The sequence below is a fragment of the Streptomyces sp. CLCI03 genome (assembly GCF_053615355.1).
Genome location: NZ_CM132132.1, coordinates 4,537,990 through 4,554,318, shown reverse-complemented (window position 1 = coordinate 4,554,318; position 16,329 = coordinate 4,537,990). Strand labels below are relative to the sequence as shown.

At 72.6% G+C, this 16,329-nt stretch carries 11 protein-coding genes; 7 read left to right on the top strand and 4 right to left on the bottom strand.

Features of this window, described 5'->3' with window-relative positions:
• The first annotated feature begins 86 nt into the window (after window positions 1–86).
• The 5 genes from ACWG52_RS21110 (at window position 87) to ACWG52_RS21090 (ending at window position 4,820) form a co-directional block, all read left to right on the top strand.
• On the top strand, window positions 87–995 hold the full coding sequence (locus ACWG52_RS21110) for a hypothetical protein (RefSeq protein WP_453125595.1): 909 nt from the start codon (window positions 87–89) through the stop codon (window positions 993–995).
• Window positions 996–1,045: 50 nt separating this feature from the next.
• Window positions 1,046–1,957, top strand: coding sequence for a hypothetical protein (locus tag ACWG52_RS21105; protein ID WP_389816112.1), 912 nt, complete (start codon window positions 1,046–1,048; stop codon window positions 1,955–1,957).
• 35 nt (window positions 1,958–1,992) lie between these two features.
• Window positions 1,993–2,865, top strand: coding sequence for a hypothetical protein (locus tag ACWG52_RS21100; RefSeq protein ID WP_453125593.1), 873 nt, complete (start codon window positions 1,993–1,995; stop codon window positions 2,863–2,865).
• Window positions 2,866–2,975: 110 nt separating this feature from the next.
• Window positions 2,976–3,875, top strand: a complete 900-nt coding sequence (locus ACWG52_RS21095; RefSeq protein ID WP_453125592.1) for a hypothetical protein — start codon at window positions 2,976–2,978, stop codon at window positions 3,873–3,875.
• A 30-nt stretch (window positions 3,876–3,905) separates the two neighbouring features.
• The gene (locus tag ACWG52_RS21090) at window positions 3,906–4,820 is read left to right on the top strand and encodes a hypothetical protein (RefSeq protein WP_453125590.1); all 915 of its coding nucleotides are present in this window, start codon (window positions 3,906–3,908) and stop codon (window positions 4,818–4,820) included.
• A gap of 92 nt (window positions 4,821–4,912) precedes the next feature.
• Here the strand turns inward: ACWG52_RS21090 and ACWG52_RS21085 are convergent, their stop codons facing one another.
• The 3 genes from ACWG52_RS21085 to ACWG52_RS21075 all read right to left on the bottom strand — a co-directional run bounded on the left by ACWG52_RS21085 (window position 4,913) and on the right by ACWG52_RS21075 (window position 9,078).
• The gene (locus ACWG52_RS21085) at window positions 4,913–5,287 is read right to left on the bottom strand and encodes a DUF1801 domain-containing protein (protein WP_453125588.1); all 375 of its coding nucleotides are present in this window, start codon (window positions 5,285–5,287) and stop codon (window positions 4,913–4,915) included.
• Window positions 5,287–6,258 carry an EamA family transporter gene (locus ACWG52_RS21080; protein ID WP_389816100.1) on the bottom strand — a complete coding sequence of 324 codons (972 nt, stop codon included), beginning with the start codon at window positions 6,256–6,258 and terminating at the stop codon, window positions 5,287–5,289. Before ACWG52_RS21080 ends, ACWG52_RS21085 begins: the two co-directional genes overlap by 1 nt.
• Before the next feature lie 75 nt (window positions 6,259–6,333).
• Window positions 6,334–9,078, bottom strand: a complete 2,745-nt coding sequence (locus ACWG52_RS21075) for an FAD-binding and (Fe-S)-binding domain-containing protein (RefSeq protein ID WP_453125585.1) — start codon at window positions 9,076–9,078, stop codon at window positions 6,334–6,336.
• Window positions 9,079–9,162: 84 nt separating this feature from the next.
• Between ACWG52_RS21075 and serC the strand changes: the two genes are divergently transcribed.
• Together serC and ACWG52_RS21065 are read left to right on the top strand one after the other, a co-directional pair.
• Window positions 9,163–10,284 carry a phosphoserine transaminase gene (gene serC, locus ACWG52_RS21070; protein WP_389816095.1) on the top strand — a complete coding sequence of 374 codons (1,122 nt, stop codon included), beginning with the start codon at window positions 9,163–9,165 and terminating at the stop codon, window positions 10,282–10,284.
• A 151-nt stretch (window positions 10,285–10,435) separates the two neighbouring features.
• Window positions 10,436–13,567 carry a sacsin N-terminal ATP-binding-like domain-containing protein gene (locus tag ACWG52_RS21065; protein WP_453125583.1) on the top strand — a complete coding sequence of 1,044 codons (3,132 nt, stop codon included), beginning with the start codon at window positions 10,436–10,438 and terminating at the stop codon, window positions 13,565–13,567.
• Between the two features lie 136 nt (window positions 13,568–13,703).
• On the opposite strand, the gene ACWG52_RS21060 is transcribed toward ACWG52_RS21065, so the two are convergent.
• Window positions 13,704–16,169 carry a cation-translocating P-type ATPase gene (locus ACWG52_RS21060; protein WP_389816089.1) on the bottom strand — a complete coding sequence of 822 codons (2,466 nt, stop codon included), beginning with the start codon at window positions 16,167–16,169 and terminating at the stop codon, window positions 13,704–13,706.
• Window positions 16,170–16,329: the final 160 nt, after the last annotated feature.

Genomic DNA, 16,329 nt, shown 5'->3' with positions numbered 1-16,329 from the left:
CCGGTCCCGGGGCGGCAGGGTAGAAAGGGATCACGCATGCCCGGCCGTTTCCGGCCAGGCGCTCGCTCCCTGGGGGGAACCACACCATGCGCACCCATGCGCTCCGCAGAACGTTCGTCGCCCTGCTCGCCGCCTCCGCCCTGACCGCCCTGGTCCCGGCGACGGCGTCGGCCTCCGACCCCACCGAATGCGACAACTTCACCACCGGCAACAGCACGTTCCTCGCCCCCGGCCAGCGTCTCGCCCCGGGCACCCGCGTGGTCCCCACGCCGCTCAGGCCCGAGTTCGTCATGCAGGAGGACGGCAACCTCGTCATCTACGCGGTCGGCCTCCCCGGTGGGCCCCAACTCGCGCTGTGGAGCACCGGCACGTACGGCAACCCGGGCGCGTACGCCCTGATGCAGGAGGACGGCAACTTCGTCGTCTACAAGAAGGACGGCGGTCCCGACAAGGGCGGCGCCCTCTGGAACAGCGGCACCTACGGTGACCGGACCGACACGAGCGTCCGCGCCTGGTTCTCCGACTCCGGCGAGCTGTGGGTGACCGGCCGCGGCACCGGCAACAACCGCATCTCGTGGGACAGCGGCACCAAGAAGCGGCACGCGAAGCTGTGCGCGAACCCGCCGAGCGGTCAGCAGCCGCACTGGGACCAGGGCGGCTGGGCCGAGTCCGCCTCCGTGTGGCTGGTGCTCCAGAACGACAACAACCTCGTCATGTACCGCAAGCGCGACGGCAAGGCCATCTGGAGCAGCGGCACCTGGCACACCTCCGCAGCCGACAACGGTCGCGTGTACCTGGAGATGCTGCGGAGCGGCGACCTGATCGTGCGCGACTACGGCCCGTACTTCGCGACGCGCTGGCGGACCGGCACGGCCGGCAACGACGACGCCTACGCCCTCCTCCAGGACGACGGCAACCTCGTCGTCTACAAGAAGGACGGCGGCCCCGGCAAGGGCGGCGCCCTCTGGAACAGCGGCACCTACAACAAGATCTGATCCACCTGTCCAGCCTGATGAACCTGAAGAACCCTGGGGGGAACCACACCATGCGCACCCATGCGCTCCGCAGAACGTTCGTCGCCCTGCTCGCCGCCTCCTCCGTGACCGCCCTGGTCCCGGCGATGGCCACCCCGGCCGCGGCGGCCGGCCCCGGCGAGTGCCGCAACTCCACGGGGGGTGTGATCGCGGAGATCGGTCCCGGCCAGCGCCTGGAGTCGGGCGCCCGCCTGGCGGACAAGGTGAGCCGGACCGAGCTGGTCATGCAGCCCGACGGCAACCTGGTGCTCTACGCCCTCGGCACCCCCGGCGCCTATGACCTCCCGCTGTGGAACAGCGGCACGTACGGCAACCCCGGCGCCTACGCCCTGATGCAGGAGGACGGCAACTTCGTCATCTACAAGCAGGGCGGCGGCCCCCAGACCGGCGGCGGCATCTGGCACACCGCGACCTACGGCACCCGGACCGACTGGCGGCCCAAGGCATACCTCGTCGGGGGTGAGTTCGCCGTCGACGGCCGCGGCAACAGCGCCGCCGGCGCGCGGTGGTCGAGCCGGACCGTGGAGCGCCAGAACCAGCTCTGCTCGGACTTCGAGGGGGCCGGGTACGCCTGGGGGTCGGGGAACTGGGCCCAGTCGGCCACCGTCTGGCTGGTCCTCCAGCAGGACAACAACCTCGTCATGTACCGCAAGCGCGACGGCAAGGCCATCTGGAACAGCGGCACCTACGGCGGCAGCCAGCGGGTGACCCTGCAGATGCTCTACAAGGACCGCGGGGACCTGACGATCGCCAACGCCAGCCTCAACAACGACGGCGCGGTCCGCTGGCGCACCTACACGGGCGGGAACCCGGACGCCTGGGCCCTGCTCCAGGACGACGGCAACTTCGTCGTCTACAAGAAGACCGGCGGCCCCGGCAAGGGCGGCGCCCTCTGGAACAGCGGCACCTACAACAAGATCTGACCGACATGACGCACCACCACGGGGGGAACCACCACATGCGCATCCACGCACTCCGCAGAGCACTCGTGCCCGTACTCGCCGCCTGCGCCGTCACCGCCCTGGCCCCGGCCACGGCGTCGGCCGTCGTACCCGGCCAGTGCCGGTCCAGCGAGGGCGGCTACGCCTCGGACCTGCGGCCCGGCCAGCGCCTCGACTCCGGCCAGAGCTTGGTCCCCACGCCCGGCAAGCCCGAGCTGGTCATGCAGTCCGACGGCAACCTCGTCGTGTACGCGACCACCTACCCCGGCGGGCCCAAGCTCCCCCTGTGGCACAGCGGCACGTACGGCAACCCCGGGGCCTACGCCCTGATGCAGGAGGACGGCAACTTCGTCATCTACAAGCAGGGTGGCGGCCCCCAGACGGGCGGCGGCGTCTGGCACACCGCGACCTACGGCGACCGGGCCAACTCCTACATCCGTGCCTCCATCAGGGACGACGGCGAGTTCAGCGTCAGCGGCCGCAGCGAGGACTGGTACTGGTCGACCGAGACCAGCGAGCAGCCCAACAAGGTGTGCTCGACCGACGCCTCCTGGATCCGCGGCAACTGGGCCCAGTCCGCGAACGCCTGGCTGGTGCTCCAGCACGACAACAACCTCGTCATGTACCGCAAGCGGGACGGCAAGGCCATCTGGAGCAGCGGCACCTGGGGCAACCGCAACGGCCTGAACCTGGAGATGGGCGACAACGGCGACCTGACCCTGCACGAGAACGGCCCGAACCACACGGTCCGCTGGCGCACCGGCACCGGGGGCAACTCGGACGCCTACGGCCTGCTCCAGGACGACGGCAACTTCGTCGTCTACAAGAAGAGCGGCGGCCCTGGCAAGGGCGGCGCCCTCTGGAACAGCGGCACCTACAACAAGATGTGACCGACGGACGAGAACCGTCCTGGTGGGGGTACGGGCGGGACGACCCGTCCGTACGCCCCACCGCGCTCAACGGGCCCGCGATCCGGGGCCGTTCAAGGGGGAACAGCACCATGCACAAACGCCTTACCGGCCGCGCAGCCCTGACCACTCTGCTCGCCGCAGCCGCCCTGGCGGGGGCCGTGGCTCCGGCCGCGACCGCCGCCCCGGCCGCCGAACCGGTCGCGTGCGACCTTCCGTACAACGACCCGCTCAGCGTCCGCTACCTGGACACCGGCAAGCGCCTGGAGCCCGGCCAGAGCCTGGTCAGCAGCCGCAAGACCACCGCCCTGGTGATGCAGGCCGACGGGAACCTGGTGCTCTACGTCCAGGACCCCTCGGGCACGGGCACCCGCCACCCGCTGTGGAACAGCGGTACGTACGGCAACCCGGGCGCGTACGCCCTGATGCAGGAGGACGGCAACTTCGTCGTCTACAAGAAGGACGGCGGCCCCGACAAGGGCGGCGCCCTGTGGGCCACCAAGACCTGGGGGACCGCGCAGGCGAAGGCGCGTCTGGAGGCCGACGGCGAGTTCACCGTGTGGGGCAACGAAGGGGCCTGGGTGAAATGGTCCTCCATGACCCACGAGGAGTCCCCGATGCTGTGCACGCCCGGCCCCGGGGCACCGTACCGGGACTGGCTCGGGGGTTCCTTCGCGCAGTCGGCCTCCGTCTACCTCGTGCTCCAAGAGGACCGCAACCTGGTCATGTACCGCAAGCGGGACGGCGCGGCCATCTGGAACAGCGCGTCGTACGGCTCGGACAAGCCCGTGGTCCTGCAGGTGGAAGCGAGCGGCGACGTGGGCCTGCGCCAGTACTACACGCACGCGTGGGCGTGGCACACCGGTACCGAGAACAACCGGGGCGCGTACGCCCTGCTCCAGGACGACGGCAACTTCGTCGTCTACGCCAAGGACGGCGGCCCCGGCAAGGGCGGCGCCCTCTGGAGCAGCGGCACCTACAACAAGATCTGACCGACGAAACGAATCACGGGGGAACCACTCATGCACGACCGCCTGCTCCGCAGTGCGTTCATATCCCTGCTCGCCGCCTCGGCCCTGACCGGCCTGGTCCCGGGCACGGCCGGTGCCGCGCCGGCCACCCGCCCCGGGATGGCCGAGTGCGACGAGCCCTACGACGCTCGCGAAACGGTCCTGAACATCGGCCGGCAGCTCGCCCCGGGCCAGAAGATGACCAGCCCGACGGAGAACACCGAGCTGGTCATGCAGGCCGACGGCAACCTGGTGCTCTACGCCCTGGGCAACCCCGGCGGCTACAAGCTCCCGCTGTGGAACAGCGGCACGTACGGCAACGCGGGCGCGTACGCCACCATGCAGGAGGACGGCAACTTCGTCATCTACAAGCAGGGCGGCGGCCCCCAGACCGGCGGCGGCATCTGGCACACCGCGTCCTACGGTGGCCACAACGACCTCAAGCCCGTGGCGAAGCTGGAGTCGAACGGCAACTTCAAGGTCATCGGCCGCAAGGACGACCGCTGGGGGACGCACTGGTCGCCCCTGAGGCGGGAGAAGACCACGAAGCTGTGCGCGGAAGACACGGCGCACCAGTACCGCTACTGGTTCGACGGCGACTGGGCCCAGAGCGCCACCGTGTGGATGATCATCCAGGAGGACAACAACGTCGTCATCTATCGCAAGAGCGACGGCAAGGCCATCTGGAACAGCGCGACGTACAGCACGGATTACTACACGATCGATCTGCGCGTCGGCGTTGACGGCGACATGACCCTGCGCGACTGGTTCGACATGGACAAGGTGGCCTGGCGCACCGGTACCGCCGGCAATCCCGGTGCCTACGCCCTGCTCCAGGACGACGGCAACTTCGTCCTCTACAAGGCGGACGGCGGCCCCGGCAAGGGCGGCGCGCTCTGGCACAGCGGGACCTGGAACAAGATCTGAGCTCACGCGGAAGGGGCGGTGTGCCGTACGGCGCGCCGCCCCTTCCGCGTGGCCGGAGGCCCCATTGCGGAGCCACGAGAACGAAGCCCCCCTCAGCAGACCTTCCCCCGCCCCGGCCCCGCCCCCGGCCCCGCCCCCGCCGTCGCTCTGAGGAGGTCTCGGAGGAGGGTGAAGTCGATCCTGGTGGGGTTGCGGAAGCGGAGGCAGGATTTGCCCATGTCGTGGGGGGCCAGGCGGTCCGCGAAGGCCTCCCGGACGTCCGTGCGCATCAGGTAGAAGGAGATGTACTGCTTCTGGTTCGCCCAGGCGATCTCGCCGGCCGTCTCGCCCGCCCGTACGTACACCGGCATCCCGTACTCGATCCGCTCCTCGAACCCGCTCAGCTCCCGCAGGCACAGCTCGCGCAGGCGGACCAGGGCCTCGCGTCGGGTGTCGGGGACTTCGGCCAGGTAGGTGGCGACATCCATCAGGCGGCCTTCCTCCGGATCTGCGAGCGGACCGCGCCCATGCTGGCCGCGATCACGAGGGCGATGGCCAGGGCGTCCAGCGCGGACATGGCCTGGTTCAGGACGAGGAAGCCCGCCGTGGCGGCGATGGCCGGCTCCAGGCTCATCAGGATCGCGAAGGTCGGGGCCGGCATCCGCCGCAGCGCGAGCAGTTCCAGCGTGTACGGCAGGACGGAGGACAGGACGGCCACGCCCATGCCGAGGGCCAGGGTGCTCGGGACCAGCAGGTCCGAGCCCGCTTCGGCGATGCCCAGCGGCAGCGAGATGACCGCGGCCACCGCCATGGCCAGCGCGAGCCCGTCCGCCTGCGGGAAGCGGCGGCCGGTACGCGCGCTGAACACGATGTACGCCGCCCACATCGCGCCCGCCCCGAGGGCGAAGGCCGCGCCCAGCGGGTCGAGGGAGCCGAAGCCGAGTCCGCCCCCGCCGTGCCCGGACAGCAGGACGACGCCGCCGAGCGCGAGGCCCGCCCACAGGACGTTGACCAGACGTCGGGAGACGATGACGGAGAGGGCGAGCGGTCCCAGGACCTCCAGGGTGACCGCCGGGCCGAGCGGGATCCGGTCGATGGACTGGTAGAAGAGGCCGTTCATGCCGGCCATGGCGACGCCGAAGGCGAGCACCGTGCCCCAGTCGGCACGGGAGTAGCCGCGCACCTTCGGGCGGCACAGGAGCAGCAGCACGATCGCGGCGGCCGCGAGGCGCAGGGTGACCACGCCGGCCGCGCCCGCCCTCGGCATGATCATGACCGCGAGGGCGGCGCCGAACTGCACCGAGATCCCCGCCGATATCACCAGCGCGACGGGACCGAGGCCGGACCGGAGGCCGGAGCCGGAAGCGGAACCGGAGCCCTGGGTGGGCGACGGGTCCGGCGCCGTTGCGGCGACGGCCGGCGAGGCTGCCGGGGAGGACGAAGAGGAAGGTGCGGGCATCTCTCCAGCCTAAGGGGCAGTAAGGGGTGTTGCCGTATGTCCTTCCTTACCACTGTCTGCTCTTGCGACGGGCGGTCACAACCCTTCCGCGAGGAGTTCCGCCAGGTGCCGGGCCCGGGCCCCGCCCAGCTGGGCGATCTGCGTGCGGCACGAGAATCCGTCCGCCTGGACCAGGGCGTCCGGCGGGGCCGCGCGCAGGGCCGGGAGCAGCTGTTCCTCCGCGCAGGCCACCGACACCTGGTGGTGTCCGGGTTCGAAGCCGAAGTTCCCGGCGAGGCCGCAGCAGCCCCCGCTGAGTTCGCCGGTCAGGCCGGCTCGCTCGCGCAGTCTGCGGTCGGGGCCGTCCCCGAGCACCGCGTGTTGGTGGCAGTGGGTCTGGCCGACCACCTTGCGGTCCAGGTGCGGCGGCTGCCAGGCCGGGGCGTACTCCTCCAGGGTCTCGGCGAAGGTCCGTACCGCCCTTGCGAGGCGGGCCGCGCGGGGGTCGTCGGGGAGCAGCGCGGGCAGGTCGGCGCGTAGGGCCGCGGCGCAGCTCGGTTCCAGGACCACGACGGGTCCTGCCGGCTCGCCCAGTGTGTCCAGGGTTCGGCGCAGGACGGTGCGGGCGCGGTCGAGGCGGCCCGTGGAGACGTAGGTGAGGCCGCAGCACACCCGGCCGGCGGTGGGTACCCGGACGCTCAGCCCCGCCGCGTTGAGCACCTGGGTGGCCGCCCGGCCCGCCGCGGGGTTCAGGTACTGGGTGAAGGTGTCCGGCCAGAGGGTGACGGCTCCCCCGGACCCCGACACCCCCTTCACCTCCTTCGCCCCCTGCGCCGGGCCCGGCTGTCGCGCCCACCAGCGTGTGAACGGTTCGCGGGCCACTTCCGGCAGTCGGCAGCCCCGCTCCCGGTCCAGTCCCGGTACGGGGACGCGTCGGGCCAGGGCGTTGACCGTTCCCGCCGCCCGGAGGCGGGCGATGAGGCGGAGCCATTCCGGTAGGCCGCCGAGGGTGTAGTGGGACAGCGGGCGGATCCGGCCCGCCCAGTGGTGGTGCAGGAACTCCGCCTTGTACGTGGCCATGTCCACGCCCACCGGGCAGTCGCTGCGGCAGCCCTTGCAGGCCAGGCACAGGTCCAGCGCCTCGGCGACCTCCGTGGAGCGCCAGCCGTCCGTGACGATCTCCCCGGCGAGCATCTCGTGCAGCAGCCTGGCCCGGCCGCGGGTGGAGTGCCGTTCCTCGCCCGTGGCCCGGTAGGAGGGGCACATCACCGAGGCGCCGCCGGGGTCGGTGGTCCGGCATTTCGCGACGCCGACGCAGCGGGCGATCTCGCCCGCGAACGGGGTGGCGGGCAGCACCGCGAAGCGTAGGTTCTCGTCGAGTCGTGCCGGTCTGACCAGGGTCCCGGGGTTCATGCCGCCCGCCGGGTCCCACACGTCCTTGTAGGCGCCGAAGAGCCGGATCAGCTCCGGCCCGTACATCTTGGGCAGGAGTTCCGCGCGCGCCTGGCCGTCGCCGTGCTCGCCCGACAGGGATCCGCCGTGCGCGACGACGAGGTCGGCCAGTTCCTCGGAGAAGGTCCGGAAGCGGGCGATGCCCGGCGCCGACACCAGGTCGAAGTCGATCCGTACGTGGACGCAGCCCTCGCCGAAGTGCCCGTACGGGGATCCGCGCAGCCCGTGCGCCGCGAGCAGCGCCCGGAATTCCCGCAGGTAGGCGCCCAGCCGGGCGGGCGGTACCGCGCAGTCCTCCCATCCCGGCCAGGCCATGCTGCCGTCCGGCATCCGGGTCGCGGTGCCGGCCGCGTCCTCACGGATCCGCCACAGGGCTCGCTGCTGGGCCGGGTCGGTGACGAGCGCCCGGTCCACGGCGTCGGCGGCTCGCAGCAGGGTGCGGGCCGCGCCCGCGTCCGGCATCTCCACGAACAGCCACGCGCCGCCCCGGGGCAGTCGCGCGGCGGTGTCGCCCACCAGGTCCTGGGCCATGCCTTCCACCGTGAGTGGCCCGTGGGGCAGCAGCCCGGCCGCCGCTTCGGCCGCCGCGCTCTCGTCGGCGTATCCGAGGACCGCGAGGACCGGCGCCCGGGGTGTCTCCACCAGGCGGACGACGGCTTCGGTCACCACCCCGAGCGTGCCTTCGCTGCCGCAGAAGGCCCGCGCCACCTGCACCCCGTGCTCGGGCAGCAGCGCGTCGAGGCCGCCGTAGCCGGAGATCCGCCGGGAGAAGCCGGGCGGCATGTCGGTGCGCAGTGGTCCGAGGTGTCCGGTGATCAGCTCGCGCAGGCCGTCGGGGGCGCCCGCCCAGCCGGTGCCGATCCGGTGGGAGGTGCCCCCGTAGGTCGTCACGGCCAGTTCGGTCACGTTGTCGGCGGTGGTGCCCCAGGCGACCGAGTGGGCCCCGCAGGCGTTGTTGCCGATCATGCCGCCGAGGGTGCAGCGGGAGTGGGTGGAGGGGTCGGGTCCGAAGGTCAGCCCGTAGGGGCGTACGGCGTCGCGCAGTCGGTCGAGGACCATTCCGGGCTGGACCACGGCCGTCCGGGCCACCGGGTCCACCGACACGAGGCGGTTCATGTGGCGGGTGAGGTCGAGGACGACGCCGACGCCGGTGGCCTGGCCGGCGATGGAGGTCCCGCCGCCGCGCGGGAGGACCGGGACGCCGGCCTCGGCGCACACGGTCAGGGCGGCGGCCACGTCGTCGGCGTCGCGCGGGGCGACCACGCCCACCGGGACGCGCCGGTAGTTCGAGGCGTCCATGGTGGTCAGGGCGCGGGCGGCGGCGCCGAAGTCGATCTCCCCGCGCAGGTTCTCCCGCAATGTCCGTTCGAGTTCACCGGGTGACGTCACGGCCCCACCCTGCCACCGGCCGGAGCCGTCTCATCGGGTGGACGCGCTTCCGAGCCGCGGACCGGGACCCGATACGCTCCGCTCGTGGCTGAGATCCAGATTCCCGCTGACATCAAGCCCGCCGACGGACGCTTCGGCGCGGGCCCCTCCAAGGTGCGGACCGAGGCGCTGGACGCCCTCGCCGCCACCGGTACCTCCCTGCTCGGAACCTCACACCGCCAGGCCCCGGTCAAGAACCTGGTCGGCTCGGTGCGCCAGGGCCTCCGGGACCTCTTCTCCCTCCCCGAGGGGTACGAGGTGATCCTGGGCAACGGCGGCTCCACCGCCTTCTGGGACATCGCGACCGCCGGTCTGATCGAGCGGAAGTCCCAGCACCTCACCTTCGGCGAGTTCTCCTCGAAGTTCGCCACGGCCGCGAAGCTCGCGCCGTGGCTGGACGCGCCGTCCGTGATCTCCTCGGAGCCGGGTACGCACCCGGAGCCGGTGGCCGAGGCGGGCGTGGACGTGTACGCGTACACGCACAACGAGACCTCGACGGGTGTGGCGGCGCCGATCGAGCGCGTCGCGGGCGCCGACGCCGGATCCCTCGTTCTGGTGGACGCGACCTCGGGCGCCGGTGGTCTGCCGGTGGACATCACCGAGACGGACGTCTACTACTTCGCGCCGCAGAAGTCCTTCGCCTCGGACGGCGGCCTGTGGCTGGCCGCGTTCTCCCCGGCCGCCCTGGAGCGCGCCGCCCGCGTGCACGCGTCCGGCAGCCGGCACATCCCGGAGTTCTTCTCGCTGCCGACGGCGATCGACAACTCGCTGAAGAACCAGACGTACAACACCCCGGCGCTGTCGACCCTGTTCCTGCTGGACCAGCAGCTGCGGTGGATGAACAGCCAGGGTGGCCTGGAGTTCACCACCGGCCGTACGGCGGCCAGCGCGCGCAACCTGTACGGCTGGGCGGAGGCGTCCAAGTACGCGACCCCGTTCGTCGTGGACGCCGACAAGCGCTCGTCCGTCATCGGCACGATCGACTTCTCGGACGAGATCGACGCGGCGGCGGTCGCCAAGGTGCTGCGCGCCAACGGGATCGTGGACACCGAGCCGTACCGCAAGCTCGGCCGCAACCAGCTCCGCATCGCGATGTTCCCGGCGATCGACCCGGCGGACGTGCAGGCGCTGACGGCCTGCATCGACCACGTGATCGAGAAGCTCTGACCATCGCCCGCCCGATACGACGCGAAGCCCCCGGTGACCTGCTGTCGCCGGGGGCTTCGGCGTTCCCCGGACATCGCGAGGCCACCGGCGTGGGGGCTTCCCCGCACGCGGTACCTTCAGGGCTCCGGCGGCGATTCTTGGAGGCAGCGGCGTGAGCGTGCGAGTGACGGCGGCCCAGAGCGGTGTGGACCCCTTCGGCACGGCCCGGCTGCGGCGCGGGGTGCTCGACGCGTGGGGGGCGGGCCCGGCCCGGTTCCGCGAGGACGCCAACGCCGAGGAGGACCTCGCGCTCGGCGGCTACCGGGACCGGCTCGTCATCGAGTTGGCGCAGAACGCCGCCGACGCCGCGGCCCGGGCCAAGGTGCCCGGCCGGCTCCGGCTCACCCTGCACGAGACCGAGGGCGGGCACGCGCTGCTGGCCGTCGCCAACACCGGTGCCCCGCTGGACGCGACGGGCGTGGAGTCGCTGAGCACCCTGCGCGCCTCCGCCAAGCGGGAACCGTCCGGCGACAGCGTCGGCCGGTTCGGCGTCGGCTTCGCGGCCGTCCTGGCCGTCTCCGACGAACCGGCGGTGCTCGGCCGGCACGGCGGGGTGCGCTGGTCGCTGGCCGAGGCCCGTGAGCTGGCCCGGGGCGCCGCCGTCGGCAGCCCCGGCCTCGGCGACGAACTGCGCCGCCGTGACGGGCACGTTCCGCTGCTGCGCCTCCCACTGCCCGCCGAGGGCACCGCCCCCGAGGGCTACGACACGGTCGTGGTCCTCCCGCTGCGCGACGCCGCCGCCGAGGGTCTGGTGGAGCGGCTGCTGGCGGGCGTCGACGACGCCCTGCTGCTCACCCTGCCCGGTCTGCGCGAGGTCGTCGTGGAGACCCCGGCGGACGGCACGCGGACCCTGTACCGGCGCGACGAGGGCCCGTACACGGTCATCGACGACACCACCGCCTCCGGCACGGTCACCCACCGCTGGCGCACCGTCCGGCACGGCGGCCCCATCGAGCGGGAGCTGCTCGCCGACCGGCCCGTCGAGGAGCGGCTGCGGCCCGCCTGGGCGGTGTCCTGGGCCGTGCCCGTCGACTCCGACGGCGCCCCGGTGCGCCCGGTCACCGCCCCGGTGGTGCACGCGCCGACCCCCACCGACGAGCCGCTGGGCATTCCGGCGCTGCTCATCGCGACCCTGCCGCTGGACACCACCCGCCGGCACCCCGCGCCGGGTCCGCTGCTCGACTTCCTCGTGGAGCGCGCCGCCGACGCCTACGCCGAACTCCTCGGCGCCTGGGACCCGGTGACGACCGCTCTGGTGGACCTGGTGCCCGGCCCGCTCGGCAAGGGCGAGCTGGACGGGGCCCTGCGCGCGGCCGTCCTCCGGCGGCTGCCCCGTACGGCGTTCCTCGCGCCGGCCGCTCCGCCCGAGCACGCGGAGGAGCGCAACGCCCTGCGCCCCTTCGAGGCCGAGGTGGTGGAGGGCGCGGGCGCCGACACCGTACGCGTCCTCGCCGAGGTCCTGCCGACCCTGCTGCCGGCGGGCCTGGAGCGCCGGGCCGAGCTGCGCACCCTGGGGGTGGGCCGGCTGCCGCTGGGCGATGCCATCGAGCGGATCGCGGGGATCGAGCGGACCCCCGAGTGGTGGCACCGGCTGTACGACAGCCTGGCCGGGGTGGACCCCGACCGGCTGTCCGGGCTGCCCGTGCCGCTCGCCGACGGCCGTACGTCGATCGGCCCCCGGCACATCCTGCTGCCCGGCGCGGACACGCCGACGAGCCTGGCCCGGCTGGGGCTGAAGGTGGCGCATCCGGACGCGGCGCACCCGCTGCTGGAGAAGCTCGGCGCCCTCCCGGCCACGGCCCGCGCGGTCCTGACGACCCCGCAGGTGCGGGCGGCCGTCGCCGCCTCCCTCGACGCGGGGGAGATCTGGGACGAGGACGCCGACACCCTGGACGCCGACGAGCTGGCCGAGGTGGTCCTGGGGCTGGTCCGCGACGCCGATCTGGCGCCGGGCGACGAGCCCTGGCTCGGCGCGCTGGCCCTGCCGGACGAGGACGGGGAACTGGTCCCGGCGGGCGAGCTCCTGCTGCCGGGCAGCCCGCTGGCCTCGGTGATCCGCGAGGACGAGGTCCCGTACGTGGACGCGGACCTCGCGGAGCGGTGGGGCGCGGGCCCACTCACCGCGTGCGGGGTCCTGGCCACCTTCCAGCTGGTCCGTGCCACCGACGTGGTCCTCGACCCGGACGAGCTGGAACCGCGCGAGGGCGACTTCGCCGAGCCCGACGACGCGGGCCTGCTGGACGCGGTGGACGTGTGGTGCGAGGACGTCCTGGACCAGCTGCCGGAGCTGCCGGTCCCGCCGGTGGCGACCGAGCTGGTCGCCGTCCGGGACCTCGACCTCGTCGACGACGACTGCTGGCCGCAGGCGCTGGCCCTGCTCGCGCAGCCGCCGCTGCGCGACGCCCTGACCCAGCCCGTGCGGATCCTGCTGCCGGACGGCACCACGCAGTCGGTGCGCCCGTACACGGCCTGGTGGCTGCGCGACCACCCGGTGCTCGACGGCCGCCGCCCGGCGGGCCTGCGCGCGGCGGGCGGCGACCCGCTGCTGGCGGGCCTCTACACCTCGGCGGACGCCACGGGCTTCGAGGACGAGCAGGTCCTGCGGGCGCTGGGCGTACGGACCTCCGTGGCGGCCCTGCTGGACGAGCCCGGCGGCGCCGCCGAACTGCTGGGCCGCCTCGCCGATCCGGACCGCGAGGTCACCGGCCACCAGCTGCACGGCCTGTACGGCGCGCTGGCCGATCTGGACCCCGAGCAGGTCACCCTCCCGGACGAGCTGCGCGCGGTGGTGGACGGCGAGGTGCTCGTGGTGGACGCGGCGGACGCGGTGATCGCGGACGCCCCGGACCTGCTCCCGCTGACGGCGGGCCTGCCGCTGCTGCCGGTCCCTCCGTCGCGCGCGGCGGATCTCGCGGACCTGCTCCAGGTGCGCCGCCTCTCGGAGACGGTTCCGGCGGAGGTGACCACGCCCGGCGAGGAGCACGAGGTCCCGGAGTCGGTGCTCGTGCTGCTGGGTCCGGCCACTCCGGTGACGTACGTCGAGCACGAGGAGCTGGTCGCGGGCGGCACGGAACTCGACTGGCGCCGCACCCCCGACGGCACGCTCCACGCGTCGACGCTGGAGGGCGTCGCGGCCGGCCTCGCATGGTCGGCGGGCCAGTGGCCGCGCCGCTTCGAGGTGGCGGCCCTGCTGGAGGACCCGTCGCGCACCGCGGAACTGGCCCGGGACCGCTGGTTCGACTGACGGGCCCGGCGCGCCGTCCGGGCGCGGCTCCGCCGCCCGGGCCGCCCCGGACCCGGCGGCGGAGCCGGGACCGCTAGGCCGTCTCTTTCGGATCTTGCCGGGCCCGGCCCGCCCGACAAGATCCGAAAGAGACGACCTACGCCGGGAACTTGCGGTCGACCCACCGGAAGGTGAACTCGATCAGCACGGCCGCGCCCACGGCGACGCCCACCGCGATCCACGGCACCACGACGCCCACCAGCTTGAGCTGGAAGAAGGTCTGCAGCCACGGCACGAGGAGGACGATCAGGAACGCCCCGCCCATCGCGCCGACCAGGGCCACCCGCCACCACGTGTAGGGGCGGGCGATGATCGCCAGTACCCACATGGACGTCAGGAACAGCGTCAACGTGGCCGCGCTGGACTCGGCTTCGAGGGCTCCCTGGCCGGTGTAGTGGTGGCGGGCGATCAGGTACGAGACGAAGGTGGCCACGGCCGCGATGGCGCCACCGGGGATCGCGTAACGCATGACCCGCTTCACGAAGTGCGGTTTCGCCCGTTCCTTGTTCGGGGCCAGGGCCAGGAAGAAGGCCGGGATGCCGATGGTGAGCGTGGACAGCAGCGTCAGGTGGCGGGGCAGGAAGGGGTACTCGACCTGCGAGCAGACCACCAGGATGGCCAGCAGCACCGAGTAGACCGTCTTCGTGAGGAAGAGGGTGGCCACGCGGGTGATGTTGCCGATGACCCGGCGGCCCTCGGCGACCACCGAGGGCAGGGTCGAGAAGCTGTTGTTGAGGAGGACGATCTGGGCCACCGCCTTGGTCGCCTCCGAGCCCGAGCCCATGCTGACGCCGATGTCCGCGTCCTTGAGGGCGAGGACGTCGTTGACCCCGTCGCCCGTCATGGCGACCGTGTGGCCCTTGGACTGGAGGGCTCCGACCATGTCCCGCTTCTGCTGCGGGCTCACCCGCCCGAAGACGGAGTTGTCGTCGAGGACCTGCGCCATGTCGGCCTGGTCGGTGGGGAGCCCCCGCGCGTCGACGGTGTTCTCCGCGCCCGGCAGACCCAGCTTGCCGGCGACCGCGCCGACGGAGATCGCGTTGTCGCCGGAGATGACCTTCGCCTTGACGTTCTGGTCCTCGAAGTAGCGCAGTGTGTCGGCGGCGTCGGGGCGCAGCCGCTGTTCCAGGACGACCAGGGCGGTCGGCCGGACCCCGGTGGCGACGGCCGCGTCGTCGAGTTCGCGGGCGGAACGGGCCAGCAGCAGGACGCGTAGTCCCTGCTCGTTGAGGTCGTTGATCTCGTCGAGGGCCGGGTCCCCGGCGGGGAGCAGGACGTCGGGGGCGCCGAGCAGCCAGGTGTTGTTCTCCCCGTCGCCCTCGCTGAAGCTGGCGCCGCTGTACTTGCGGGCGGAGGAGAAGGGCAGGGACTCGGTGCAGCGCCACTCCGCCATGTCGGGGTAGGCGTCGATGATCGCCTGGAGGCTGGCGTTGGGGCGGGGGTCGGACTCGCCGAGGGCGCCGAGCACCTTCTTGACGTAGGCCGGGTCCGCGCCGCCGAGCGGGCGGAGCTCGGTGACGTCCATGCCGCCCTCGGTGAGGGTGCCGGTCTTGTCGAGGCAGACCACGTCGACGCGAGCGAGGCCTTCGATGGCGGGCAGTTCCTGGACCAGGCACTGCTTGCGGCCGAGGCGGATGACGCCGATCGCGAAGGCCACGGAGGTGAGCAGGACGAGCCCCTCGGGGATCATCGGGACGATGCCGCCGACGGTCCGGGCGATGGAGTCCTTGAGGTTGTTGTCCTTGACGAGGAGCTGGCTGATGATCAGGCCGATCGAGGTCGGGATCATCATCCAGGTGACGTACTTGAGGATGGTGGAGATGCCGGAGCGCAGCTCGGAGTGGACGAGGGTGAAGCGGGAGGCCTCTTCGGCCAACTGGGCGGCGTAGGCCTCGCGGCCGACCTTGGTGGCGGTGAAGGCGCCGCCGCCGGCGACGACGAAGGACCCGGACATGACCGGGTCCCCGGGCTTCTTCAGGACGGGGTCGGCCTCGCCGGTGAGCAGGGATTCGTCGATCTCCAGGCCGTCGGCCTCGCCGACGGATCCGTCGACGACGACCTTGTCGCCGGGGCCGAGTTCGATGACGTCGCCGAGGACGATCTCGGAGGTGGAGATCTCGGCGGTCCGGCCGTCGCGGCGCACGCTGGGTTTGACCTCGCCGATGACGGCGAGGCTGTCGAGGGTCTTCTTGGCCCGCAGTTCCTGGATGATGCCGATGCCGGTGTTGGCGACGATCACGAAGCCGAAGAGGCTGTCCTGGATGGGTGCGACCACGAGCATGATCACCCAGAGGACGCCGATGATCGCGTTGAAGCGGGTGAAGACGTTGGCGCGGACGATGTCGGTGGTGGAACGGCTGCTGCGCACGGGAACGTCGTTGACCTCGCCCCGCGCGACCCGCTCGGCGACCTCGGCGGTGCTCAGCCCGCCCGGTTTGAAGCGGGGCGCGGGCGGCCGCATCGGGTGTACGGGGTCCAGCTCCGCTCCCGCGTCGATGGCGGGGGCGGCCGTGCCGCCACCCGGCTCCGGCCCGTCGGATTCGGTTCCAGCCCGCTGCGTCATGCCTCCGACGTTAAGCGCGGTTCGAACTGTTCACCCGCCGAGAAGCCCGAAGATCCGACTTCGGGATGACCCGAATCGTCCCCTGGTAGCGCCGCGGGGCCGACCCGCTCGGGGACATCCCGCAACTCGGGGACGTCCAGCAGGCCGGGCGACCGCGCGT